The sequence below is a fragment of the Streptomyces fradiae genome, assembly GCF_041270065.1.
Classification (GTDB): domain Bacteria; phylum Actinomycetota; class Actinomycetes; order Streptomycetales; family Streptomycetaceae; genus Streptomyces.
On sequence record NZ_CP065958.1, the window covers coordinates 115423 to 137461 of the forward strand.

Genomic DNA, 22039 nt, shown 5'->3' on the forward strand with positions numbered 1-22039 from the left:
ACGGAGGTTACGTGAAGGTCGGCGGTAAAGGTCAGCGGGACTGGAGGGACTTGACGTTGTCGCCGAAGGTCCAGTTCTTCGAGCCGTCCCAGTTGGCGGACCAGGTCATCAGGCCCTTCAGTTTGCCGGAGTAGTGGTTCCAGGCCTGGGCGACCTGGGAGGTGGTCATGTAGCCGCCGCCGGCGCCGGGCTGGGCGGGGAGGCCGGGAACCTGCTTGTCGTACGGGACGCGGATGGTGGTGCCCTGGATGACCAGGCCCCGGTCGAGGCAGTCGGTCTGGGCGACGAATCCGGCGACGGTGCCGGCCGCGTAGGAGTCGCCGGAGCAGCCGTACATGCTGCCGTTGTAGTACTGCATGTTGAGCCACCACAGGCGCCCGTTGTCGGCGTACTTCTTCACGATCGGGAGATAGGCACCCCAGATCGAGCCGTAGACGATGCTGCCGCCGGTGACGTACGCCGTCTCGGGGGCCATGGTGAGGCCGAAGCCGGCGGGCATCCGGGCGAGGACGCCGTCGATGATGTGGATGAGGTTGGCCTGCGAGGCGGAGAGGGTGCCGATGCTGCCGCTGCCGACGAGGCCGGTCTCGATGTCGATGTCGATGCCGTCGAAGTTGTTCGCCTTCAGGATCGGCACGATGGTCTCGATGAAGCGGTCGGCGACGGCGCGCGAGCTGAGGTCGATGCCCGCGGCGGCGCCGCCGATCGACATGAGGACGGTCGCGCCGGCGGCCTTCGCGCGGCACATCTCGGCGGGGGTGGGCACCTTGACGGTGCTGTCCATGCCGTTCTCCCAGAGCACCGTGCCGTCGGAACGGATCACCGGGAAGGCGGCGTTGATGACGTTGTAGCCGTGCGCGGCGAAGCGGGGGTCGTCGATGGGCGCCCAGCCGAAGGGCGGGTGGACGCCGTTGGCGGCGCCGTCCCAGTTCTCCCAGTAGCCCTGGAGCACCTTGCCGGTGGGCTTCGGCTTGAGTGCGCAGGTCTCCGCGGCGACGGTGCCGGCGGTGGTCCTGGTGGGTGCGGCGCTCTCGGCCGCGGCGGGGGCCGCGAGCGCGGTGACGGCGGCGAGCAGGGTGGCGAGTCCCGCTCCGACGGCATGGACGATCCGGTGGCCTGACATGCGTGCTCCCTGGGATGTGGGGGGAAGGGCCTGGGCATGAGGTACGGTCCCCACGACCGTAGATTGGTCCAGACCAACCGTCAACACCCGGGTCACGCACGGGACTTGGCGGGCAGGCGTGAGCCCTCCCCCGTCAGTCCGGCGCGGCCGACCGGTCGAGCTCCCGCCCGATCTCCTTCCGCAGCGGGGCGGCCAGCCGGTCGAGGTCGGACAGGAAGGCCAGACGCCTGGGCCTCGGCAGGTCGGAGAGGCGCTGCGCGTCCGGTGTGTCGGTGAGCGGGACCGAGTAGCCGGGCAGGAACTGGACGTCGCCGATCACGGCGAAGCCCGCGTCCAGGCGCCGTAGCACCGTCGGATTCTCGCCACGCAGGGCCGTCCCGATGCGGTCCGTGCGCCAGTCGGCAGAAGTCATGCCCGCGAACCTACCGGGACGCGGGGGGCGCGAGGGCGGGCGCGTGGTGGGCCGACGCGGCCCGGCGCACGGGCCCGGACGCGCCCGGCGGGACTATCGTGGGGTGACGGCAGAGGAGGGTGACCATGTCCGGACCGGCCCGAGCGCCCGACCGTCCGCACCCGCTGTTCGCCCGTTTCTACGCCGGGGTCGCTGGTCCCGCCCTCGACAAGGCCGGGGTCACCGAGCACCGCCGGCGGCTCCTCGCCGGGCTCACGGGCGAGGTCGTGGAGATCGGCGCCGGCAACGGTCTCAACTTCGCCCACTACCCGCCCGGCGTGCGCCGGGTCCTCGCCGTCGAACCGGAGCCGCGGCTGCGCGCCCTCGCCGAGGAGGCCGCCCGTACGGCCCCGGTGCCGGTGGACGTGGCGGCCGGGGTCGCCGAGGACCTGGCGGGGGTGGCGGACGCCTCGTACGACGCGGCCGTGGCGTGTCTGACGCTGTGCTCGGTGACCGATCCGCACGCCGCCCTTGCCGAGCTGCACCGCGTCCTGCGGCCCGGCGGGCAGCTGCGCTTCTTCGAGCATGTGCGCGCCGGGACCCCCGGGATGCGCCGGGTGCAGCGGGTGCTCGACGCCACCGTCTGGCCGCTGCTCGCGGGCGGCTGCCACACCGGGCGCGACACGCTGGCGGCGATCGAGGCGGCGGGGTTCGAGCCCACCTCGGTCGACACCTTCTCCTTCCCCGAGACCAGGATCCCCTCCCCCGCCGCGACCCACATCCTGGGCACGGCCGAGCGCCGCCCCGCCTGACGAGCCGGTCAGTTTCGGAGAAGCGGGTGCGGGCGGCCCGTTCCTAGGATGGGAACCAGCCGCACCGAGGAGAAGAGCAGTCATGACGGACGCGAAGAAGGCACAGCGGAAGGCCACCACGCCCGCCCGGCGCACCGAGCGGACCGACGCCGCCGCCGACGGCTTCACCGAGGAGGAGCGCTCTGCGATGAAGGAGCGCGCGAAGGAGCTGCGGGCCGCATCGCGCGGCGGCTCCCGCGCGAGCAAGGCGGAGAAGGCGGCGGAGGCCGAGGCCGAGCTCCTGGCGAAGATCGCCGAGCTGCCGGACGAGGACCGCTCCCTCGCCGAACGGGTCCACGCGCTGGTCAAGGCCCATGCGCCCGCGCTCGCCCCGCGCCTCTGGTACGGGATGCCCGCCTACGCCAAGGACGGCAAGGTGCTGTGCTTCTTCCAGCCTGCGTCGAAGTTCAAGGCGCGCTACGCCACGCTCGGCTTCAACGACGTGGCGGCGCTGGACGAGGGCGTGATGTGGCCGACCGCGTTCGCGCTGACCGGGCTCGGGCCGGCGGTGGAGGACCGGATCGCCGCCCTCCTCAAGACCGCCGCCCGCTGAGCGCCTCCGGGGCGGCGAGCAGAGCTGGGCACGGGCAGCACGGGATCAGGCCAGAGGTTCGGCGGCGATCTCGACGACCTGCGCGGGTCCGGCCCGGAAGACGGAGTTGGTCGCGGCGGCCGCGACCATGTGCGGGGCGAGGTCGTGCGCAGCCAGGGCCTCCCGCGAGGCCCAGTGCTCGACCAGCACGAAGCGGTCGGCGTCGCCGACCACCTGGTGGAGGTCGTACTGCAGACAGCCGTCCTCCGCCCGTACGAGCGGGGCGAGGCGCTCGTAGGCCTCGATCTGGTCGCGGCCGCGGCCCGGCTGCGTGGCGATGTGGACGTGCAGGCGTACAGGCTGAAGCTGGGGCTGGGTCTGGGGCTGCTGCGAAGGCTGTGACATGGGCAGGAGCCTAGAGCGGGAAGAGGCACGGGGAAACGCATTTCCGGTCGGGCGACGGGTGCCTGGGGTGGACCCACCCGTTCCGGTGGTTTGGCCGAACTCCGCGTAGACCGAATAGATGCCCGAGGCATGTAGTGGGAGGACCGAAGACCCCGACGACCTCCGTCTGCGAGGACCCCCATGTCCGAAGTCGTGGCATTCCCCCAGAGCCGCACCTGCCCCTACCACCCGCCCACCGCCTACGATCCGCTGCGCGAGGAACGCCCGTTGTCCCGGGTCACGTTCTGGGACGGCCGGGAGGTGTGGCTCGTCTCCGGCCACCGGGCCGCCCGCGCGCTCCTCGCCGACCAGCGGCTGTCCACCGACTCCACGCGCCCGGACTTCCCGATCTCGGTCGAGCGTACGGCGGTGCTGCGCAGGCGGCGGCGCGCCGCGCTGCTCGGCTGGGACGACCCCGAGCACAACACCCAGCGGCGGATGCTGATCCCGAGCTTCGCCGTGCGCCGGATCGAGGGCATGCGGCCGCGCATCCAGGCCACCGTCGACCGGCTGATCGACGCAATGGAGGCGGCAGGTCCGCGGGCCGAGCTGGTGAGCGCGTTCGCGCTGCCGGTGCCGTCGATCGTGATCTGCGACCTGCTCGGGGTGCCGTACGAGGACCACGACTTCTTCGAGGAGCAGTCCCGGCGGCTGTTGCGCGGCCCGACGGGCGCCGACACCGAAAACGCCCTCGCCCTTCTGGAGAACTACCTCGGCGAGCTCGTCGACGGCAAGCTCCGCAAGCCGGGCGAGGGCGTGCTCGACGACCTGGTCGCCCGGCAGCGCCAGGACGGCAGGCCCGACCGGGCCGAGCTGATCCAGCTCGCGACGATCCTCCTTGTCGCCGGGCACGAGACCACGGCGAACATGATCTCCCTCGGCGTCTTCACCCTGCTCCGGCATCCCGAGCGCCTCGCGGAACTGCGCGCCGATCCCGCGCTGCTGCCCGTAGCCGTCGAGGAGTTGCTGCGCTTCCTGTCGATCGCGGACGGGATGCTGAGGGTCGCCCGCGAGGACATCGAGGTCGACGGGACCGATGGGACGGACGGCGCCGAGGGTGCCGACAGGACCGACGGCGACGGCAGGGTGGTGATCCGGGCCGGTGAGGGCGTGGTCTTCTCGACCTCCCTCATCAACCGCGATACCGCCGCCTACGCCGATCCGGACACCCTCGACTGGGACCGCTCGGCGCGCCACCACCTCGCCTTCGGCTACGGCATCCACCAGTGCCTCGGCCAGAACCTGGCCCGCGCGGAGCTGGAGATCGCGCTCGGCACGCTGCTGCACCGGCTGCCCGGGCTGCGGCTCGCCGCGCCGGTGGACGAGATCCCGTTCAAGCCGGGAGACACCATCCAGGGGATGCTCGAACTCCCCGTCACCTGGTGAAAGGAGCCCGACCGATGCACATCACCATCGACACGAACGTCTGTATCGGCGCCGGCCAGTGCGCCCTCGTCTCCCCCGACGTCTTCACCCAGGACGACGACGGCTTCGGGACCGTCGTCCCCGGCCGGGAGAACACCGAGCCCGGACCACTCGTGCGCGAGGCCGCGCGCGCCTGTCCGGTGCAGGCGATCACGGTGACGGAGGCCACGACGCCTGCTTGACACCCGTCCCGTTCTCCCCGTACGAAGCTGACGTCAGGCGCCGCCGTCGCGCAGGAGGAGGGCCGCGACCTTCTGCGCCGGCGCCGCCAGTTCGGCCTCCAGGGCCGCGGCGCGGTCCGGGTCGAGCACGAGTGCGGGCGGGCGCAAGTCGCCGCGGGCGAGGTTGCGGATGCGCAGGTGCGTGGGCGGGTGGGTGGAGTCGACACGGTGGCCGTGGAGTTCGGCGACGCGGCGCAGTCGCTCGTACTCGCGCTCCGGCACGGTCCGGACCTCGGCGGCGACGCGCTGCCACAGCCCCTCGGCCTGTACCTCGCGCCGGGCCCGGCCGCCGGTCCGGGTGCGGGCGGCGATGATCTCGCGTCGCAGCGCCGAGTCGGCGCTCCGCGAGACAAGCAGGCGCTGCAGGAGGCCGACGGCGGCGTCGCGGCCCGCGGTACGGGCGGCGGCGCCGTCGGCGAGGTACTCGGCGCGCTGGGTGGCGCGCAGGGTCGCCCCGTCCAGGAGCAGCGACAGGCCGTGCACGGCCCAGCGCGGCGGGGCGGTGAGCACATTGATGAAGGTGTCCGACAGGGAGTCGCCGTCCTCGCTCCGCGCGAGCATGTAGCGCCAGGTGTCGAGCGATCCCAGGGCGCTGCCGACGAGGAAACCGTGGCGGGTGTCGCCGTGGGCGTAGTGCCCGAGTTCGTGGCCGAGCAGCGCGATCCGCTCCTGCGGGTCCAGGGTGGCCCACAGCGGCATGCCCAGTACGAGGACGCGGCGCCGGCGGATGCCGTACGCGCTGACGAAGGCGTTCACGTCCGCGTCGAGGACGACGAGGTCGACGCCCCGGGTACCGACGCCCGCCCCGATCTCGTCGATGAGGGCGAAGAGCCGGGGCGCGTCGGCGCGTTCCAGATGGGGCAGTTCGGAGCCCTTGCGGAGTCGGCCGAAGCGGGGGCGAAGGACGAAGGCGAGGGCGAGGAGCAGTCCGCCGACGGCGGGCTGGAGGCCCTCGCCCCAGCGGTCGACGAGCAGCCACAGGCCGATGACGGCCAGACCCACGGTGAGGCCGTGCACGGCCAGAGCCAGGACGGTCGCCAGCAGGGCGGCGCCGCCGGTGGGGCGGGAGGCGGCGGGCCCGTCCGCGCCCGGGGCGGCGGCCAGGTCGGCGAAGAGCTGCTCACCGTACCGGTGCGCGAGGGTGCGGCGCAGCCGTTCGACGCGGTCGGGCTCGGGCTCGTCGGGCGTGGCGTCCTCGGGGTCCACGTTCCAGCCGCAGGCGGTGCACCAGGTGACGAAGCGCGGGTCGACGGGGATCCGTTCGCCGCAGTCGGGGCAGTCGCGCGCGGTCGGCTCGGCGCCCCGTGTGCCCGTGCCCGTGGCGGTGGCTGTGGCTGTGCCCGTGGCCGTGGCCGTACCCGTATCCGTATCCGTAACGGCGCTGGTCGGTCTGCCCGGCGTGTCCTTCGTCATCCCCACCCCTTGTGATCACTCATGTGAGAGGGGACCCTACCTGCGGCGTGACTCGCCGGCTTCGGGGGAATCCGGGGGAATTCGGGGGAAGGGGCAAGGGGATGAACTGGAACTGGGTCTGGGTGATCCTCATCCTGTTCTGGACCGGTGGTTTCGCGTGGGCGGCGGACAACGTCCGCACGGCGCTGCGGCACCGCCACGAGCGCAGGATGGAGCTGATCTCGGCGGAACGGCGGGAGCGGCAGGCACTCGAGGCGGCCGGCAAGCCGCCGGAGCCCGTCTGCGGCTGCACGCACCATCTGGCCAAGCACGACAAGCAGGGCCGCTGCCACGAGCGCGTGGAGGTCCCGGTGGCGTGGGACGAGAACAAGAAGCCGGTGCGGTACGAGGCGGGGCAGTGCAACTGTCAGCAGTACGTGGGGCCCCAGCCGCTGTCGCAGGTGTACGCGGAGGAGCTCACCGACCTGTGAGCCGCGAAGGCCGAGCCCCCGGGAGTGGCCTCCCGGGGGCTCGGTGCTGGGGTGCCCGCGCGGCGCGCGGGCACGGGTGCGGCGACTAGAAGGTCAGGTTCCAGGCGTCAATGCGGCCCGTGTCCTGGGACGCGACGTCCTGGACGCGCAGCTTCCACGTGCCGTTCGCCGGCTCGGCGGAGGCGTCGACCGTGTAGGTCTTGGCGACGTTGTCCGTGCTGTCGCTGTTGCTGAAGTCCTCGAGGAGGTAGACGGTGCCGTCCGGGGCGACGAGGGAGACCACCAGGTCACCGCGGTAGGTGTGCTTGATGTCGACGCCGACCTTGAGGGTCGCGGGGGCGTTGCCGGTCACGCCGGAGACGGTGATCGGGCTCTCGACGGTGGCGTTGTCGGCGATGGTGACGTCGGTGAGGTTCTCGAAGTACGGGCCGGTGGGCGGCGGGGTCGTTCCGCCGACCGCCTTCAGCGCGTCGACCTGGCCCTCGCCGAAGAAGCCGTTCTTGGTGGTGGTGCCGGTGCAGCGGCTGTCGGACGGGCAGGCCTTGTCGGTGGCCTGGGTCGCGAGGGCGTTGCGGATGTCGGCCGGGGTGAAGCCCGGGTTGGCGCTCGCGATGAGCGCGGCGACGCCGGTGACGTGCGGGGACGCCATCGAAGTACCGCTCTTGGAGCCGTACTTGCCGCCGGGCAGCGTCGAGTACACGCCGGTGGATCCGTCGCCGCCGGGGGCGGCGATGTCGATGACGCCGTTGCCGAAGTTGGAGTACGAGGCCTTGGCGCCGCCACTGGCCTGCGCGGAGACGGTCACGACACCCGGGAGCTCGGTCGGGATGTCGATGCAGGCGTTGGTGATGGTGCGGGTGACCGGGGTGGAGTCGTTGGGGCTCTCGCTGTCGGTCGTCTTGTTGGCCAGGTCGTAGTTGGAGTTGCCGGCGGCGGCGACCTGGAGGGAGCCCTTGGACTCGGCGTAGGCCTGGGCGCGGCGGACGCCCTCGATGATGGCGGCCTGGTCGATGTTGTCCGGGCAGTTGAACTGCCACGGGTCGGTGTAATAGCTGTTGTTGGTGACCTTGAAGCCGTGGTCGCCGGCCCACATGAAGCCGCAGACGGTGTTCTCGGCGAAGAAGAGGGTGCTGGTGGGCTCGGCGATGCGGACGGAGGCGATCTTCACTCCGGGGGCGACGCCGATGACCCCCTTGCCGTTCTTGGCGGCCGCGATGGTGCCGGCGACGTGGGTGCCGTGGGTGTCGACGTCGCGCCAGGCACCGGCGCGGGCGTCGGCCTTGCCGTAGGCGCAGGAGACGGAGTCGGCGGCGTCGAAGTTGGGCGCGATGTCCTGGTGCTGGTCGTCGACGCCGGTGTCGAGGACGCCGACCTTGACGGCGGCGGAACCGGTGGTGACGGCCCAGGCCTGGTCGGCCTTGATCTGCGTCATGTCCCAGCGGTTCGACTCGGTGAGCGTGGTCGTGGACTGGGCCGGGTTGGCGGGCAGCGCCGGGTTGTAGGCGTCGGCGGGCACGTCGGAGGTACGGGTCGCGCCGACCTGCTGCACGCCGGCGACGCCGCGGAGGGTGGCGGCGAAGGAGGCGGAGGTCGAGTGGGCGACGACGACGCCGATGGCGTCGTAGGCGGCGAAGACGGTGCCGCCGTTGGCCGTGACGGCCGAGCGTACGGCGGTGGTGTCACCGGGCGTCGTGATGACGAGGTACGCGCGGGTGCCGGCGGCCCAGGCGGCCTGGGCGGTCCGGGCGGCGGCCGTCTTGGGGGCGGCCTTGGCCTCGGCCGTGGAGGTCGCGGCCCGGTCCTTCGCGTCCAGGGGCTGGACGTCGGCCTGCGCGGGGGCGGCGATGGCGATCGTGGTGCCGACGACGGCGGCGACCGCGAGCGGGATTCTCAGCCGGCTCGACATGCTCGATATGTGGGAAAACAATGCGTCCTCCGATGACCCGGTGGCGCGGGTGGCGCCGGCCGGGCCCTGTGATGTGTGGGGTGGACGCAAGATCGCAGGCCGCGGGAGCGGAGGGAAGGATTCTGCCCGCCATATCCCTTTCCGTTACCCATTGTTGATCTGACGGAACGCCATGTCAGGGACGTAAAGGGGCTGTTGGGGCATAGCGCCGCCGGTCGCGGAAATCCCCTCGGCCGCCGGCCGATCGTGGCGCAGAATGACCGCCATGCGGCTTCCCACTCCCCTGCACGTCCTCAACGAGGGCCTCGCCCTCCTCCTGGAACTGGCGGCGCTCGCCGTCCTCGCGTGGTGGGGCTGGGCGAGCGCCGACCCCGTCGCTCTGCGACTCCTCCTCGCCGTCGCGGCCCCCGCGGCCGCCGCCGTCCTCTGGGGCCTCTTCGCCGCCCCGAGGGCCCGTTTCCCTGTCCCCCTCCCGGCCGTCCTCACGGTCAAGGCCCTCGTCTTCGGCGCGGCCACCCTCGCGCTCGCCGGCGTGGACCACCCCACCTGGGCGATCGCCTTCGGCGCGGTGGCCGTGGTGAACACGGCCCTGGCGACGGCGGACCGCCGGGCCGCGACGCACCGGAACCGGACCTGAGGGAGGGCGGCCCGGCGTTCACCTCAGTGCGGCGCCCCGCGCCGGGCACCCTCCATTCGACGTGTCGCCGCCCAGCAGGCCGGCGCGGCAGCGGCCAGGGCCGTGCTCGTCCAGAGGGCGGTCAGGGGGGTGGTCGTGTGGGTGGTGGTGGCAGCGGCCAGGAGGGGGCCTGCGAAGGCGCCGGTGTTGAGGGCGACGGTGGCGAAGGCGCCGGAGAGGGAGGGGGCGGCGGGGGCGAGGTGGAGGGTGCGGGTGACGAGGGTGGTGCCGAGGGCGAAGGAGAGGGCGCCCTGGGCCGCGGCGAGGAGGAAGAGGGGGACGGGGTACGCGCCGAGGGCGGCGGTGAGGGCCCAGCCGGCGGGCAGCGCGGCGAGGGCGAGGGGCAGGCGGAGGGTGGTGCGGCCGGCGGCGGTGACGCCGAGGAAGGCGCCGGCGCCGAAGGCAGCCAGGAGGCCGGGGACTGCGGCGGGCGGCAGTCCGGTGTGGTCGGTCGCGATGACGGCGAGGAAGGCGAAGCCGGCGAAGGTCGCGCCGTTGACGAGGGCGGCGATCGCGAGCGTGGCCCGCAGCGGGCGGGAGCGCAGCGCGGTGAGTTCGCGGCGCAGGGAGACGTTCGCGGGCCGGGCGGGCGGCCGATGGTCGGCGGGCGCGGGGCGCAGCACCAGGAGGAGCGCGGGCAGGCACAGGGCGGCGACCGCCCAGAAGGCCGCGCGCCAGCCGTACGCCGTGCCGAGCAGCGCGCCGGCCGGGACGCCGACGACGCAGGCCAGGGTGACGCCCGACAGCAGGAGCGCGGTGGCGCGCGCCCGGTGGGCGGCGGGGACGAGGGAGCCGGCGTGCGGGAGGGCCACGGCGAGGAAGCCGGCGTTGACGACGGCGGCGATCGCGCGGGTCGCGAAGAGGACGGCGAAGTCCGTGGTCAGCGCGCCCAGTACGTGGACGAGGACGAACGCGGCGAGGAAGCCGGCGAGGGCGGGGCGGCGGGGCCACCGGGCGCCGGCGGCGGCCATCAGGGGCGCGCTGATGATCATGCCCACCGCGTAGGCGGCGGTGAGCCCGGCCGCGGCCGCCGGGGAGACGTGGAGGTCGTGGGCGAGGTCCGGAACGAGCCCGGACAGCATGAACTCGGAGGTGCCCTGGGCGAACACGGCGAGCGCCAGGACATGGAGGAAGAGAGGCACGGAGACGGCTCCGGTGACGAGTGGTGGACGAGGGAGTTCTCTGTCCGGTCACTCGGGGCACGGGTCGGCGCGGCGGGCCGGGGACCTCTGCGGTTCCGGCTCAGCCGTCGGTGCGCCGCCGGAGTCGAATGACCGGCGGCCCGGTTCTGTCCGACTCGGGGCTCGTCACCCGGCCGACGTTAGCCGGGGTGCCTCTCTTCCTCAACGGGTTTTCGTCCTCAACGGGATTTCGCCCGGGCCCGTCAGGCCTTGGCGGCGCAGATCACGTCGTACGGGCGTCCGATGGCGAGGGTGAGCCGCATGGGCTCGGTCGTGCCGGACGGGCAGGACTTGGCGTCCTTGACGAGGTCGAGGACCTTGTAGCCGCTGCCGGCGGCGGAGGTGCAGGCGATCTCCTGGGCGGTGTCCGTGATGCAGTCGCCCTTGACGAGCTGGCCGCCGCCGGCGCCCGCGTCACCGGGGTGGGTCGCGGAGAGGTTGCGTCCGCAGACCGTCTTGCTGGGCAGGCCGCCGCTCTTGTCGCTGCTCGAGCCGAAGGTGATCTTGACCTGGATGATGAGGTCGGTGCCGGCCGGGCACTGGATGGCGTCCGGGAGGATGCTGGCCGGCATGACGGCGAGCGCCTTGAAGGTGGCGCCGGAGTCGCCGCAGTCCACGGCGTGGTAGCCGTCGGGCCGGTCGTCGGGGTCGGGGCCGCCGCAGTCGCCGACGTTCCAGGAGGCCTCCTTGTCCCCGGAGCCGCCCGCCGTGGAGGACGAGGACGAGGAGGAGCCCTTGTCGTCGAAGACCTTGGAGGCGCCGTAGCCGAGGCCGAGCATGACGACCAGGATCAGCAGCGCGGGCAGGCAGCCGCCCTTCCTCCGGGCGGGTGGCGGCGGGGTCTGGCTGGGCATGGCCATGGGGGCTCCTCGTGGTTCCGGACGGTACGGGGGACGGTGCGCCGGACCGGCCCACGGGGCTGAGCGGTCACGTCGATCCGTCGCGTGTCCCCCGGTCGCCCCCGGCGCAACCACGGGGACGCGCTGTGTCCATGCCATGGTTCCGCTTCGCAGCCCCCAAACGCCCGCGCCCGTCACACCGGTTCGGCGAGTTCCGCCAGCACCTCCGTCACGGCCTTCACCGACGCCTCCGAGGCGGGGAGCAGCGGCAGGCGTACGTCGGGCGTGGGAATGCGGCCCTGGGCGTGGAGGACGGCCTTGACGACGGCGGGGTTGGGCTCGGCGAAGAGGAGGGTGGAAAGGCGGGCGAGGTGGTGGCCGAGGGCGCGGGCGCGGGGGATGTCGCCGGTGTGCCAGGCCTCGGCGAGGGCGGCGAAGCGGTCGGTGGCCAGGTGGGCGGAGGCCAGGATGCCGCCGGTGGCGCCGAGGGCGAGCAGGGGTGAGACGAAGGCGTCGTCGCCGGCGAGGACGGCGAAGTCGTCGGGGAGGTCGCCGAGGAGGGCGACGGTGTCCTGGTCGACGCCGCCGACGGCGTGCTTGACGCCGATGACACCGGGGAGCGCGCCGAGGGCGCGGAGGGTGGCGGCGTCGAGCGACCGGCCGGTGCGGTACGGGATGTGATAGACGATCAGCGGTACGGGGCTTTCGGCGGCGAGCCGTTCGAAGTGGGCGAGCACGCCCTCGGGTGAGGGGCGTACGAAGGCGGGGACGATCACCAGGGCGGCGGCGATCTCGGGCCGGCCGGCCAGTGCGGCGAGTTCCCGCGCGGCCGCCGCGGTCGCGCCGCTGCCCGCGCCGACGATCAGCGGGGCGCCGCGCCGGCGGCAGACCCGCGCGCAGGTGTCGATGACCGCGGCGCGCTCCTCCGGGTCGAGGGCGCCGACCTCGCCGGTGGTGCCGAGTGCGACGATGCCGGCCGCCCCGCCGTCGAGGACGGAGTGCGCGAGGGCGTCGAGCGCGTCGAGGTCGGGGCGCCCGTCGGCGCCGAAGGGGGTGACGAGGGGGACGTGGATGCCGCGCGGGGTGAAGGGGAGGTCCTGTGCCATGCCTTCGAGGGTGCGGTGCGTCGAACCCTCAGGTCCAGTTCGCTTTTCCGATGCGAACCGTAAGCTGTGCTGATGCTTGATGTACGACGTCTGCGCCTGCTGCGCGAACTGGCCCTGCGCGGCACCATCGCCGCCGTGGCCGAGGCCCTGTCCTTCACCCCGTCCGCCGTGTCCCAGCAGCTCGCGACCCTGGAGCGGGAGGCGGGGGTGCCGCTGCTCGAACGCTCGGGGCGCGGCGTACGGCTCACGCCCGCCGGCGAGAACCTGGTGCGGCACGCGGAAGCGGTCCTCGAACGGCTGGAGCGGGCGGCGGCGGAACTGGCCGAGGCCCGGCACGGCCCGGCCGGCCCGCTGCGGATCGGCGCGTTCCCGACCGCGACACGGTCGATCGTGCCGGCGGCCCTCACGCGCCTCGCGGTGCGCCACCCCGCCCTGGAACCGATGGTCTCGGAGACGGACCCGGCGGGCGCGGCGCACGCGCTGCGTGCCGGAGACCTGGACGTGGCGCTGATCCACGACTACGACCTGGTCCCCGCGCCGCTGGAGCCCGGGCTCGCGGCGACGCCCCTGTGCCAGGAGGAGATGTACCTGGCGTCCTCCGCCCCCGCGCAAGCGACTGAGAAGGCCGAGGAGGCCGAGGAGGCCGACGGGCTCGCGGTGCTCGCGCTCTGGCGGGACGCGCCGTGGATCATGCCGGGCCCGGACACCCTGTGCCGGGCGGTGACCGAACAGATGTGCCGGGCCGCCGGGTTCGTGCCCCGGGTGCGGCACCAGGTGGACGAGTTCGCGACCGTCCTGGCCTTCGTCGCGGCCGGTCAAGGGGTGGCCGTGGTCCCGCAGTTGGGGGCGGTGGACCCGCCGCCCGGGGTGTGCCTGACGTCGCTGCCGGTGCGCCGCAGGACCCGGATCGCCTTCCGCAGCGGCGCCGGACCGCATCCGGCGGTGGCCGCGCTGGCCCTGGCCCTGCGCGAGTCGGTGCCGGAGCGGCTCGACACCCCGGGCTAGCCGAACGGCACGGACGGGCCGGCCCCGGCCCCGTACCGTAGACCCGGAATCCGCCGGTCCGGACGAGACACGGACACACGGACACACGAACGCACGGATCGGCGGAGGATCGGACACGAACCGGCCCGACGGCCGGAGGGGAGCGGGACGCATGACGGAACGGGGCGGGGACGCGGAGGCGTTCGACACGGGGGCCGAGGCGTGGCGGGAGTGGCAGGAGGAGCCGTGGGGGCGGCTGCGGTACGCCGTGGCCGAGGCCAATCTCGCCCGCCATCTGGCAGCGGCGCGGCCGGCCCCCGAAGCCGCCCCGTCAGGCGGGGCGTTGCGGGTCCTCGACCTCGGCGGCGGGGACGGCGGTGACGCGCTTCGGCTCGCCGCGCGCGGCCATCACGTCACGCTCGTCGACTACGCGCCCGCCATGCTGGCGACCGCCGCGCGCCGGGCCGTACGGGCCGGGCTCGCCGACCGGATCGTGTGCGTGGCGGCGGATGTCACCGCGCTGCCCGCCGAGTTGGCGGCCGGCGGCTTCGACCTCGTCCTGCTGCACGCCGTGCTGCCGTACGCCTGCGACACCGCCGGCACGCTCGGGGTGGCGCTCGGAGCGGCCCGGGAGGGCGGGCTCGTGTCGGTGATCGCGATGAACCGGCACTCCGAGCCGCTGCGCGCGGCGGTGCGCACGATGGACCCGGACGGCGTGCTCGCGGCGCTCGACGCCGAGACCGTGCACACCGACCTGTTCGACGCGGAGCTGCGGCTGCACACCGAGGAGGAGCTGGACGCGGCCCTGCGGGCGCTGGGCTGCGCCGAGGTGCACCCGTACGGGATCCGGGTGTTCTGCGACTACATCCCGGACGACGCCGTCAAGTTCGACCCCGCCTATTACGCGCGGCTCGAACGCCTGGAGATCGCGACGGCCGGCCGCGCGCCGTACCGGCACACCGCCCGGCTGCTGCACCTCGTCGCCGTGCGGGGTACGGGCGAGGCCGGCGCGACGGGCGGCCGGGGTCAGAGCAGGTCGGGTTCGGCGAACAGCGCCCCGACCCAGTAGGCGCTCGCCTCGTGGCAGTCGGCGGCCGGGGTGCCGGGGAAGAGCCGGAACCAGCTCACCGCGCGCGAGAGCGCCGCGAGCCGGACGGCGAGGGTCGCGGCGCGGCTCAGCTCCGGCAGCGGGATCCCGATGTCGGTCCAGGGCTCCAGATACGCCTCGCGGACGGCGGTGACGGACTCGGGGCCGTACCGTTCGCGCACGTCCCTGGCCGGTACGAGAAGGCTGGCGAAGGGGTGGGCGACGGCGGCGTCGCCCCAGTCGAAGAAGGTGAAGCGGCCGGCGGCGGGGGTGAGCACCTGGCCGTCGTGCAGGTCGCTGTGATCGAGCGAGTCGGGGATGCCGAAGGTGTCGAGCTCGGCGCACCAGTCGAGCAGCCGCGGCCGCCCGGCGCGCAGGGCACGGCGGGTGTCGGGGGCGAGGGTCGGGTTGGTCTCGACGAGGCCGTCGAAGATCCGCGGCAGGTCGGCGGTACGGGCGCCGGGCACGCCGAGCTCCGTCATACCGTCGGCGTACGGGGTGAGCGCGCGCTGCATCCGCGCGTACTGGCCGACCGCCGTGAGCCAGTCGGCCCGCCCGGCCTCGCCCCGGTCGAGGGCGCCGCGCAGCAGCGGCCCGCCGTCGGGCCAGAGGGACCAGCCGCGTGCGGCGTCGACCGCGAGCGGGGTCATCACGTGGTCGGGCACCCAGGCGGCGAGCGCGCCGCCGAGGCCGGCCTCGAACCCCGCGGCCGGGGCGCTCGCCTTGAACCAGACGGCGTCGCGCTCGCCGGGACCTGTGCGGAAGCGGACCAGGATCGACCAGGGACGGACGCGCGCCTCGCGCGGGCCCGTCTCGGTCAGCCCGTGCCGGGCGAGGTGCCCCGTCGCCCAGCCCAGCGCATCGGCACGCCAGCCGGCCCGCTCCCAGGGTGTGACCGCGTCGCCGAACCGGCCCCGGTCGACGCTGGTGGGCGGGGGCGCGGGCGCAGCCCCCGTAGCCGCTCCGGGGCCGGGACAGGTTTCCGCCTCACTGTGCATCCGGCGATTGCACCACCGGGTACGGGGCGGCTGCACCCGGTTTTACGGCGGCGGCCCGCCCGGCGGAGCAGCGACGCGGGTCAGTCGCGGTCGGCGGCGCGGGCGGCCTTCTCGGCCTTCTCGGCGCGCATCTCCTTGATGCGGACGTTGTCCTTGCGGACCTCGGCCTGGGTGGCGCGCTCCTTCTGGAGCCACTCCGGGTTCTCGGCCTTGAGGGCCTCGATCTGCTCGGTGGTGAGCGCCTCGGTGACGCCGCCGCGGGCGAGGCCGGAGATGGAGATGCCCAGCTTGGCCGCCACGACGGGGCGGGGGTGGGGGCCGTCGCGGCGCAGGTCGCGCAGCCACTCCGGCGGGTCGGTCTGGAGGGCGTTGAGCTCGGCGCGGGTGACGGAACCCTCGCGGAAATCGGCGGGGGTGGCGTCGAGGTAGACGCCCAGCTTCTTCGCCGCGGTGGCGGGCTTCATGGTCTGGGCGTTCTGGTGCTGCGTCATGCCGACAAGAATATCGGGCAGGTGCGCGGCCGCCGACCACGGCCGGTAATCTGGCCTGGTGACAGGCTCGGACGCATCCCTCACCCCCGTTCCCGCACCGGCCCAGGAGCCCGAGGGCGCCCCGGAGCCGGCCGAGGCGGCCGCCGCGCCGCCCGACGCCGCCGGGCCGGCGTTCCGGCTCGCGTACGTGCCGGGTGTCACGCCCGGGAAGTGGGTGCGGATCTGGACGCAGCGGCAGCCCGACGTGCGGCTCGACCTGGCCCAGGTGACCGCCGCCGAGGCGGAGGGGGTGCTGCGGGAGGGCGGCGCGGACGCCGCTCTGCTGCGCCTTCCGGTGGACCGTACGGTCTTCAGCGCGATCCCCCTCTACACCGAGACGACCGTCGTCGTGTGCCCCAAGGACCACCTGGTCGCGGCGGCGGACGAGGTCACGGTGGAGGACATCGCCGAGGAGATCGTGCTGCACCCGCTGGACGACACCCTGGACTGGGAGCGGCCGCCGGGCGAGCCGGCGTTCGAGCGCCCGGCGACGACGGCGGACGCGGTCGAGCTGGTGGCGGCGGGGATCGGGCTGCTGATCGTGCCGCAGTCGCTGGCCCGGCTGCACCACCGCAAGGACCTCACGTACCGGACGATCACCGGCACCCCGCAGTCGCAGGTGGCGCTGGCCTGGCCGGAGGAGGCCACCACCGACCTGGTGGAGGACTTCATCGGGATCGTGCGCGGGCGGACGGTGAACAGTTCGCGCGGGCGCAAGCCCGACGAGAAGGCCGCGAAGGCGGCCAGGACGGCGAAGCCGAAGGGGCAGGCGCAGAAGCAGCAGCCCCGCCAGGGGCAGAAGTCGGGTCAGGGCCAGAAGGCGCAGGCCGGCGGGGGCGGGCGGCGCAAGGCCGGCGGCGGCGCGGCCAAGAGCTCTCGCTCCGGGAAGCCGCGCCGCCGCTCCTAGCCGCCGCTCCCGGCGGCATCCGCACGACCGGTCAGGCGGCCGGCCCGGCCGCCGCCGGGACGGGCTCGGCGTGGGCCGGGGCGGGCTCGGCCAGGGGGCGTACGGGGATGAGCGCGGCGACGGCCGCGGCCGCGAGGGCGACGACGCCGCCGATGAGCAGGGCGATCCGGAAGCCGTTCTCGGAGGGCAGGGCGTGTCCGGCGAAGTCGGTGGTCAGCTGGGCGAGGACGACGCCGATGACGGCGGCGGAGACGGAGCTGCCGATGGAGCGCATCAGGGTGTTGAAGCTGTTGGCGGCGGCGGTCTCGTGCTGGGGCACGGCGCCCATGATGAGGGCGGGCATGGCGCCGTAGGCGAGTCCGACACCCGTGTTGCAGATGAGGGTGACGACGAGCAGGCCCCAGGTGCCGCCCATCAGGGCGAGCGAGGAGAGGTAGCCGAGCGCGATGACGAGGCTGCCGACGGAGAGGGTGACCTTGGGGCCGCGGGCGGCGGACAGCTTCGCGCCGAGCGGGGCGAGCACCATCATCATCAGGCCGGCCGGCGCCATCCAGAGGCCCATGGCCAGCATGGACTGGCCGAGGCCGTAGCCGGTGGCCTCGGGGAGCTGGAGCAGCTGCGGGACGACGAGCGACTGGGCGTACATCGCGAAGCCGACGAGGATCGAGGCGGCGTTGGTCATGAGGACCTGCGGGCGGGCGGTGGTGCGCAGGTCGACCAGCGGGTCGCGGATGCGCAGCTCCCAGAAGCCCCAGGCGAGCAGGACGACGGCGGAGGCGGCGAAGAGGCCGAGGGTGGTGGCGCTGCCCCAGCCCCAGCCGGCGCCCTTGGAGACGGCGAGGAGGAGGGCGACGAGTCCGCCGCCGAGGCCGAGGGCGCCGAGGACGTCGAAGCGGCCGGCGGAGGCGGCGACCCGGCCGGTGGGGGCGACGAGCGCGACGAGCACGCCGACGAGGGCGCTGAGGCCGGCGGCGACCCAGAACAGCGCGCGCCAGGTGGCGTGTTCGGCGACGGCGGCGGAGAACGGCAGGCCGAGGGCGCCGCCGACGCCCATGGAGGCGCTCATCAGGGCGATGGAGGAGCCGAGCTTCTCCGGCGGCAGGACGTCGCGGAGCAGGCTGATGCCGAGGGGGACGACACCCATGCCGAGGCCCTGGAGGGCGCGGCCGGCGACCATCGGGACGACGGAGCTCGACAGGGCGCAGACGACGGAGCCGGCGACGAGCGGGACTGTGGAGGCGAGCAGCAGGCGGCGCTTGCCGTACATGTCGCCGAGTCGGCCGGCGACGGGGGTGGCGACGGCGGCGGCGAGGAGGGTGGCGGTGATCACCCAGGAGGCGTTCGAGGCGCTGGTGCCGAGGAGGACGGGCAGGTCGCCGATGAGCGGGACGACGAGCGTCTGCATGAGGGCGGCGACGATGCCGGCGAGGGCGAGCACGCCGACGATGCCGCCTGCGGGGCGTGGCGCTGAGGGGCGGGTGGCGGGCATGGGGGTCTCCCTGGGTGGCGTGGCGCGAGCATTGTGCAACGTACACATGATGTGCATCATGCACAAGCGATGCACTCTGCATATGCTGGGACGATGGACAAGCCCACGCACCTGATCGAGTTCGAGACGATGCTCCTGGCCCGGCACTCCCTGCTCCACGCGCCGCGGGCGCGGGCGGCCGGCGGCAACCTCGACCGCAGCGCGTACGTCCTGCTCACCCGGATCCGGATGGACGGGCCGATGTCGATCAGTCAGCTGAGCGACGCCTTCGGTCTGGACGCGTCCACCCTCAACCGGCAGACGGCGGCGATGCTGCGGTCCGGGGTCGTCGAGCGGATTCCCGACCCGGACGGCGGCATCGCGCGGAAGTTCCGCATCACGGAGGAGGGCGCACGGCTCCTCGACGCCGACCGCTCCTTCAACATCGGGGGTCTGGAGCGGGTGCTCGCCGACTGGACGCCCGAGGAGGTGGCGGAGTTCGCCGCCGTCCTGGAACGCTTCAACCGGGACATCGAACGACTCGACGGGCGGCCCTGGCCCCGCCCCTGACCAGGACTCCCGACCAGGACTCCCGGACTCCTGACCAGGACCCCAGACCGGAGGAAGCCCGCCCATGCGCGTCGCCCTGTTCGTCACCTGCGTCAACGACGCCCTGTATCCGGCGACGGGGGTGGCGACCGTCCGGCTGCTCGAACGCCTCGGTGTCACCGTCGACTTCCCGGCGGCGCAGAGCTGCTGCGGCCAGCCGCAGTTCAACACCGGCTACCGCGCCGAGACCGCTCCCCTGGTCCGGCGCACGGTCCGGGCCTTCGAGGGGTACGAGTACGTCGTCACCCCGTCCGGTTCGTGCGCCGCGATGATCCGCGAGCACTACGGACGGTTCGGCCCCGAGGCGGCCGAACTCGGGCCCCGTACGTACGAACTGACGGAGTTTCTGGTCGACGTGCTCGGGGTGACCGACGTCGGCGCGCACTTCCCCCACAGGGTCGCCTACCACCCGTCCTGCCACGGCCTTCGGATGCTCGGGCTCGGCGACCGGCCGCTGCGGCTGCTGCGGGAGGTGCGGGGCCTGGAGCTCGTCGAGCTGCCGGGCGCCGAGGAGTGCTGCGGCTTCGGCGGCACCTTCGCCGTGAAGAACCCGGCCGTGTCGGCGGCGATGGGCGCCGACAAGGTGCGCAACGCGGTGGCGAGCGGCGCGGACGTGCTGTGCGGGGCGGACAACTCCTGCCTGATGCACCTGGGTGGCACGATGAGCCGGATGCGGGTGCTGCCGGGGCTGCGGCCGGTGCACCTGGCGGAGATCCTGGCGAGCACGGAGACGGAGCCCCTGGTACGGGGAGCGAAGGAGCCCCTGGCATGAGCGGTACGTTCCTGGGGATGCCGGCGTTCCCGGCGGCGGCGCGGGAGGCCGTGCACGACGAGACGCTGCGCGGCAACCTGCGGCACGCCACCCACACCATCCGCGACAAGCGGGCGCGCGCGGTGGCCGAGCTGGCCGACTGGGCCGAGCTGCGTGAGGCAGGGCGGCGCATCAAGGACCGGACACTCCGTCATCTCGACACCTACCTCCTCCAGTTGGAGGAGGCGGTGACGGCGGCGGGCGGCACCGTGCACTGGGCGGCGGACGCCGCCGAGGCCAACCGGATCGTCGCCGGCCTGGTGAAGGCCACGGGCGAGACGGAGGTCGTCAAGGTCAAGTCGATGGCCACCCAGGAGATCGGCCTCAACGAGGCCCTGGAGGCGGAGGGCATCCGCGCCTACGAGACCGATCTCGCCGAGCTGATCGTGCAGCTGGGCGAGGACCGGCCCTCGCACATCCTCGTGCCGGCGATCCACCGCAACCGGGGCGAGATCCGCGACATCTTCCGCTCCGAGATGGGCAGATGGGGCAGGCCCGCCCCGGACGACCTCACCGACACGCCCGCCGAACTGGCCGAGGCCGCGCGCCTACACCTCCGGGAGAAGTTCCTGCGGGCCAAGGTCGGCATCTCCGGCGCCAACTTCATGGTGGCCGAGACCGGCACCCTGGTCGTCGTCGAGTCCGAGGGGAACGGCCGGATGTGCCTCACCCTTCCCGAGACGCTGATCTCGGTCGTCGGCATCGAGAAGGTGGTGCCCTCGTGGCGGGACCTGGAGGTCTTTCTGCAGACGTTGCCCCGCTCGTCGACGGCCGAGCGCATGAACCCGTACACGACGATGTGGACCGGCACCACCGACGGCGACGGCCCGCGCGTCTTCCACCTGGTGCTGCTCGACGCGGGCCGCACCGACGTCCTCGCCGACGCCACCGGCCGGCAGGCCCTGCGCTGCATCCGCTGCTCGGCCTGTCTCAATGTCTGCCCGGTGTACGAGCGGGCCGGCGGCCACGCCTACGGCTCGGTCTACCCGGGGCCGATCGGCGCGATCCTCACGCCCCAACTGCGCGGCACCGCGAGCGAGATCGACGCCTCGCTGCCGTACGCCTCCACCCTCTGCGGGGCCTGCTACGAGGTGTGCCCGGTCGCCATCGACATCCCCGAGGTCCTGGTGCGTCTGCGCGAGCGGGTCGCCGAGGCGGGCGGACCCGGACACCGCCTGGAACGCGCGGCGATGAAGGCGGCGGCCATGGTCCTCGACCATCCGAGGCTCCTCGCCGCCGGCGAACGCCTCGCCTCCCGCACCCGCGCCCTGCACCCGAAGAACCCGCCGGGTGCGGGCGCGTGGACGGAGAGCCGCGACCTGCCGGAACTGCCGGCGGAGCCGTTCCGCGACTGGTGGAGGAAGAACCGCGCATGACCCCCGAGAAAACCTCCTCCGCAGGGCCGGTCACCGGATCGCGGGAGCGGATCCTGGGCCGGATCCGGGCCGCCGTCGCCGGTGCGCCCGAGGCGCCCGAGCCGGAGCGGGACTATCTGCGGCAGCACGCGCCCGACGATCCGGTGGCGCTCGTCGACCTGCTGCACGCGAACCTGGCGGACTACCGGGCCGTCGTCCACCGCGCGGACGCCGCAGGGCTCGCCGGGCTCGTCGCCCGGCTGCTCGCCGGACACGGGGCCCGCAGTGTCGCCGTACCGCCGGGGCTGCCGGAGGAGTGGCTGTCCGCGCTGCCCGAGGACATCGAACTCCTCCCGGACAGCGGCGATCTGACGCCCTACCAGCTCGATGGGACGGACGCCGTCGTGACGGGCTGCGCGGTGGCCGTCGCCGAGACCGGCACGCTCGTCCTCGACGCCGGCCCGGCCCAGGGGCGCCGCGCACTCACCCTCGTACCCGATCTGCACGTCTGTGTCGTACGGGTGCCGGACCAGGTGGTGGCGTCGGTGCCGCTGGCGCTGCCGCGGCTCGACCCGCGGCGGCCGCTGACCTGGATCTCGGGTCCGTCGGCGACCAGCGACATCGAGCTGGACCGGGTGGAGGGCGTGCACGGACCGCGCCGGCTCGAGGTCGTCCTCCTCTCCGGGTGAGCCGCGGACAGGCCTGACCGGGC

The 22039-nt window shown here is 73.8% G+C and carries 23 protein-coding genes and 1 pseudogene; 13 read left to right on the top strand and 11 right to left on the bottom strand.

The features are described from left to right. Positions 1-31: 31 nt before the first annotated feature. Together JAO84_RS00475 and JAO84_RS00480 are read right to left on the bottom strand one after the other, a co-directional pair. The gene (locus tag JAO84_RS00475; RefSeq protein WP_370409363.1) at positions 32-1123 is read right to left on the bottom strand and encodes a chitinase; all 1092 of its coding nucleotides are present in this window, start codon (positions 1121-1123) and stop codon (positions 32-34) included. A 163-nt stretch (positions 1124-1286) separates the two neighbouring features. Next, positions 1287-1535, bottom strand: a pseudogene (locus JAO84_RS00480) (diadenosine tetraphosphate hydrolase); the annotation flags it as partial. 125 nt (positions 1536-1660) lie between these two features. On the opposite strand from JAO84_RS00480, the gene JAO84_RS00485 reads away from it, so the two are divergent. After that, complete coding sequence (locus JAO84_RS00485) at positions 1661-2326, top strand: class I SAM-dependent methyltransferase (RefSeq protein ID WP_370409365.1); 666 nt, start codon at positions 1661-1663, stop codon at positions 2324-2326. Between the two features lie 82 nt (positions 2327-2408). Next, positions 2409-2918, top strand: coding sequence for an iron chaperone (locus JAO84_RS00490; RefSeq protein ID WP_370409366.1), 510 nt, complete (start codon positions 2409-2411; stop codon positions 2916-2918). 45 nt (positions 2919-2963) lie between these two features. Here the strand turns inward: JAO84_RS00490 and JAO84_RS00495 are convergent, their stop codons facing one another. Then, positions 2964-3302: a putative quinol monooxygenase gene (locus JAO84_RS00495; RefSeq protein ID WP_370409367.1), complete on the bottom strand. Its 339-nt coding sequence runs from the start codon at positions 3300-3302 to the stop codon at positions 2964-2966. A 180-nt stretch (positions 3303-3482) separates the two neighbouring features. Here JAO84_RS00495 and JAO84_RS00500 point away from each other — a divergent pair, with 180 nt between their 5' ends. Together JAO84_RS00500 and JAO84_RS00505 are read left to right on the top strand one after the other, a co-directional pair. Beyond that, complete coding sequence (locus tag JAO84_RS00500; RefSeq protein WP_370409368.1) at positions 3483-4727, top strand: cytochrome P450; 1245 nt, start codon at positions 3483-3485, stop codon at positions 4725-4727. 14 nt (positions 4728-4741) lie between these two features. Continuing rightward, positions 4742-4948, top strand: a complete 207-nt coding sequence (locus JAO84_RS00505; RefSeq protein ID WP_370409369.1) for a ferredoxin — start codon at positions 4742-4744, stop codon at positions 4946-4948. A gap of 33 nt (positions 4949-4981) precedes the next feature. Here JAO84_RS00505 and JAO84_RS00510 read toward each other — a convergent pair whose 3' ends face one another. Then, positions 4982-6400 carry a M48 family metalloprotease gene (locus JAO84_RS00510; protein ID WP_370409370.1) on the bottom strand — a complete coding sequence of 473 codons (1419 nt, stop codon included), beginning with the start codon at positions 6398-6400 and terminating at the stop codon, positions 4982-4984. 101 nt (positions 6401-6501) lie between these two features. On the opposite strand from JAO84_RS00510, the gene JAO84_RS00515 reads away from it, so the two are divergent. Then, positions 6502-6870, top strand: coding sequence for a hypothetical protein (locus JAO84_RS00515; protein ID WP_370409371.1), 369 nt, complete (start codon positions 6502-6504; stop codon positions 6868-6870). A gap of 85 nt (positions 6871-6955) precedes the next feature. On the opposite strand, the gene JAO84_RS00520 is transcribed toward JAO84_RS00515, so the two are convergent. Beyond that, entirely contained in the window at positions 6956-8776 is a 1821-nt protein-coding gene (locus JAO84_RS00520; RefSeq protein WP_370409372.1) for a S8 family serine peptidase, read from the bottom strand. Between the two features lie 265 nt (positions 8777-9041). Between JAO84_RS00520 and JAO84_RS00525 the strand changes: the two genes are divergently transcribed. Next, positions 9042-9413, top strand: coding sequence for a YrdB family protein (locus JAO84_RS00525; RefSeq protein WP_370409373.1), 372 nt, complete (start codon positions 9042-9044; stop codon positions 9411-9413). A gap of 23 nt (positions 9414-9436) precedes the next feature. On the opposite strand, the gene JAO84_RS00530 is transcribed toward JAO84_RS00525, so the two are convergent. The 3 genes from JAO84_RS00530 to dapA form a co-directional block, all read right to left on the bottom strand. Continuing rightward, on the bottom strand, positions 9437-10594 hold the full coding sequence (locus tag JAO84_RS00530) for a Cmx/CmrA family chloramphenicol efflux MFS transporter (RefSeq protein WP_370409374.1): 1158 nt from the start codon (positions 10592-10594) through the stop codon (positions 9437-9439). 242 nt (positions 10595-10836) lie between these two features. Further along, positions 10837-11493: a hypothetical protein gene (locus JAO84_RS00535; RefSeq protein ID WP_370409375.1), complete on the bottom strand. Its 657-nt coding sequence runs from the start codon at positions 11491-11493 to the stop codon at positions 10837-10839. 173 nt (positions 11494-11666) lie between these two features. Next, positions 11667-12578, bottom strand: a complete 912-nt coding sequence (gene dapA, locus JAO84_RS00540) for a 4-hydroxy-tetrahydrodipicolinate synthase (RefSeq protein ID WP_370409376.1) — start codon at positions 12576-12578, stop codon at positions 11667-11669. 72 nt (positions 12579-12650) lie between these two features. On the opposite strand from dapA, the gene JAO84_RS00545 reads away from it, so the two are divergent. Both JAO84_RS00545 and JAO84_RS00550 read left to right on the top strand, forming a co-directional pair. Continuing rightward, the gene (locus tag JAO84_RS00545) at positions 12651-13583 is read left to right on the top strand and encodes a LysR family transcriptional regulator (protein WP_370409377.1); all 933 of its coding nucleotides are present in this window, start codon (positions 12651-12653) and stop codon (positions 13581-13583) included. Between the two features lie 151 nt (positions 13584-13734). Then, positions 13735-14631 (top strand): methyltransferase domain-containing protein, encoded by an 897-nt coding sequence (locus tag JAO84_RS00550; protein WP_370409378.1) that lies wholly within the window; start codon positions 13735-13737, stop codon positions 14629-14631. On the opposite strand, the gene JAO84_RS00555 is transcribed toward JAO84_RS00550, so the two are convergent. Continuing rightward, positions 14589-15647 (bottom strand): aminoglycoside phosphotransferase family protein, encoded by a 1059-nt coding sequence (locus JAO84_RS00555; protein ID WP_370409379.1) that lies wholly within the window; start codon positions 15645-15647, stop codon positions 14589-14591. The two genes, JAO84_RS00550 and JAO84_RS00555, sit on opposite strands and share 43 nt — an antisense overlap. Positions 15648-15727: 80 nt before the next feature. Then, positions 15728-16138 carry a DUF5997 family protein gene (locus JAO84_RS00560; RefSeq protein ID WP_265865842.1) on the bottom strand — a complete coding sequence of 137 codons (411 nt, stop codon included), beginning with the start codon at positions 16136-16138 and terminating at the stop codon, positions 15728-15730. Positions 16139-16325: 187 nt separating this feature from the next. Here JAO84_RS00560 and JAO84_RS00565 point away from each other — a divergent pair, with 187 nt between their 5' ends. After that, positions 16326-17084, top strand: coding sequence for a LysR family transcriptional regulator substrate-binding protein (locus JAO84_RS00565; protein WP_370416620.1), 759 nt, complete (start codon positions 16326-16328; stop codon positions 17082-17084). Between the two features lie 31 nt (positions 17085-17115). On the opposite strand, the gene JAO84_RS00570 is transcribed toward JAO84_RS00565, so the two are convergent. Next, positions 17116-18573: an MFS transporter gene (locus JAO84_RS00570; protein WP_370409380.1), complete on the bottom strand. Its 1458-nt coding sequence runs from the start codon at positions 18571-18573 to the stop codon at positions 17116-17118. A 93-nt stretch (positions 18574-18666) separates the two neighbouring features. Between JAO84_RS00570 and JAO84_RS00575 the strand changes: the two genes are divergently transcribed. The 4 genes from JAO84_RS00575 (at position 18667) to JAO84_RS00590 (ending at position 22016) form a co-directional block, all read left to right on the top strand. Beyond that, positions 18667-19122 (top strand): MarR family winged helix-turn-helix transcriptional regulator, encoded by a 456-nt coding sequence (locus JAO84_RS00575; protein ID WP_370409382.1) that lies wholly within the window; start codon positions 18667-18669, stop codon positions 19120-19122. Between the two features lie 64 nt (positions 19123-19186). Next, complete coding sequence (locus JAO84_RS00580; protein WP_370409384.1) at positions 19187-19933, top strand: (Fe-S)-binding protein; 747 nt, start codon at positions 19187-19189, stop codon at positions 19931-19933. After that, complete coding sequence (locus JAO84_RS00585) at positions 19930-21348, top strand: lactate utilization protein B (RefSeq protein ID WP_370409385.1); 1419 nt, start codon at positions 19930-19932, stop codon at positions 21346-21348. The genes JAO84_RS00580 and JAO84_RS00585 overlap by 4 nt, the downstream gene beginning before the upstream one ends. Continuing rightward, positions 21345-22016, top strand: a complete 672-nt coding sequence (locus JAO84_RS00590) for a lactate utilization protein C (protein WP_370409387.1) — start codon at positions 21345-21347, stop codon at positions 22014-22016. The genes JAO84_RS00585 and JAO84_RS00590 overlap by 4 nt, the downstream gene beginning before the upstream one ends. Positions 22017-22039: the final 23 nt, after the last annotated feature.

Excerpts from the sequence above, each read along its gene's own strand:
- JAO84_RS00580 (WP_370409384.1), top strand. The coding sequence starts at position 19,187 with ATGCGCGTCGCCCTGTTCGTCACCTGCGTCAACGACGCCCTGTATCCG.
- JAO84_RS00545 (WP_370409377.1), top strand. The coding sequence starts at position 12,651 with ATGCTTGATGTACGACGTCTGCGCCTGCTGCGCGAACTGGCCCTGCGC.
- JAO84_RS00515 (WP_370409371.1), top strand. The coding sequence starts at position 6,502 with ATGAACTGGAACTGGGTCTGGGTGATCCTCATCCTGTTCTGGACCGGT.
- JAO84_RS00510 (WP_370409370.1), bottom strand. The coding sequence starts at position 6,400 with ATGACGAAGGACACGCCGGGCAGACCGACCAGCGCCGTTACGGATACG.
- JAO84_RS00550 (WP_370409378.1), top strand. The coding sequence starts at position 13,735 with ATGACGGAACGGGGCGGGGACGCGGAGGCGTTCGACACGGGGGCCGAG.
- JAO84_RS00590 (WP_370409387.1), top strand. The coding sequence starts at position 21,345 with ATGACCCCCGAGAAAACCTCCTCCGCAGGGCCGGTCACCGGATCGCGG.
- JAO84_RS00525 (WP_370409373.1), top strand. The coding sequence starts at position 9,042 with ATGCGGCTTCCCACTCCCCTGCACGTCCTCAACGAGGGCCTCGCCCTC.
- JAO84_RS00475 (WP_370409363.1), bottom strand. The coding sequence starts at position 1,123 with ATGTCAGGCCACCGGATCGTCCATGCCGTCGGAGCGGGACTCGCCACC.
- JAO84_RS00575 (WP_370409382.1), top strand. The coding sequence starts at position 18,667 with ATGGACAAGCCCACGCACCTGATCGAGTTCGAGACGATGCTCCTGGCC.
- JAO84_RS00555 (WP_370409379.1), bottom strand. The coding sequence starts at position 15,647 with ATGCACAGTGAGGCGGAAACCTGTCCCGGCCCCGGAGCGGCTACGGGG.
- JAO84_RS00570 (WP_370409380.1), bottom strand. The coding sequence starts at position 18,573 with ATGCCCGCCACCCGCCCCTCAGCGCCACGCCCCGCAGGCGGCATCGTC.
- JAO84_RS00585 (WP_370409385.1), top strand. The coding sequence starts at position 19,930 with ATGAGCGGTACGTTCCTGGGGATGCCGGCGTTCCCGGCGGCGGCGCGG.
- JAO84_RS00500 (WP_370409368.1), top strand. The coding sequence starts at position 3,483 with ATGTCCGAAGTCGTGGCATTCCCCCAGAGCCGCACCTGCCCCTACCAC.
- JAO84_RS00485 (WP_370409365.1), top strand. The coding sequence starts at position 1,661 with ATGTCCGGACCGGCCCGAGCGCCCGACCGTCCGCACCCGCTGTTCGCC.
- JAO84_RS00490 (WP_370409366.1), top strand. The coding sequence starts at position 2,409 with ATGACGGACGCGAAGAAGGCACAGCGGAAGGCCACCACGCCCGCCCGG.
- JAO84_RS00495 (WP_370409367.1), bottom strand. The coding sequence starts at position 3,302 with ATGTCACAGCCTTCGCAGCAGCCCCAGACCCAGCCCCAGCTTCAGCCT.
- JAO84_RS00560 (WP_265865842.1), bottom strand. The coding sequence starts at position 16,138 with ATGACGCAGCACCAGAACGCCCAGACCATGAAGCCCGCCACCGCGGCG.
- JAO84_RS00520 (WP_370409372.1), bottom strand. The coding sequence starts at position 8,776 with ATGTCGAGCCGGCTGAGAATCCCGCTCGCGGTCGCCGCCGTCGTCGGC.
- dapA (WP_370409376.1), bottom strand. The coding sequence starts at position 12,578 with ATGGCACAGGACCTCCCCTTCACCCCGCGCGGCATCCACGTCCCCCTC.
- JAO84_RS00535 (WP_370409375.1), bottom strand. The coding sequence starts at position 11,493 with ATGGCCATGCCCAGCCAGACCCCGCCGCCACCCGCCCGGAGGAAGGGC.
- JAO84_RS00505 (WP_370409369.1), top strand. The coding sequence starts at position 4,742 with ATGCACATCACCATCGACACGAACGTCTGTATCGGCGCCGGCCAGTGC.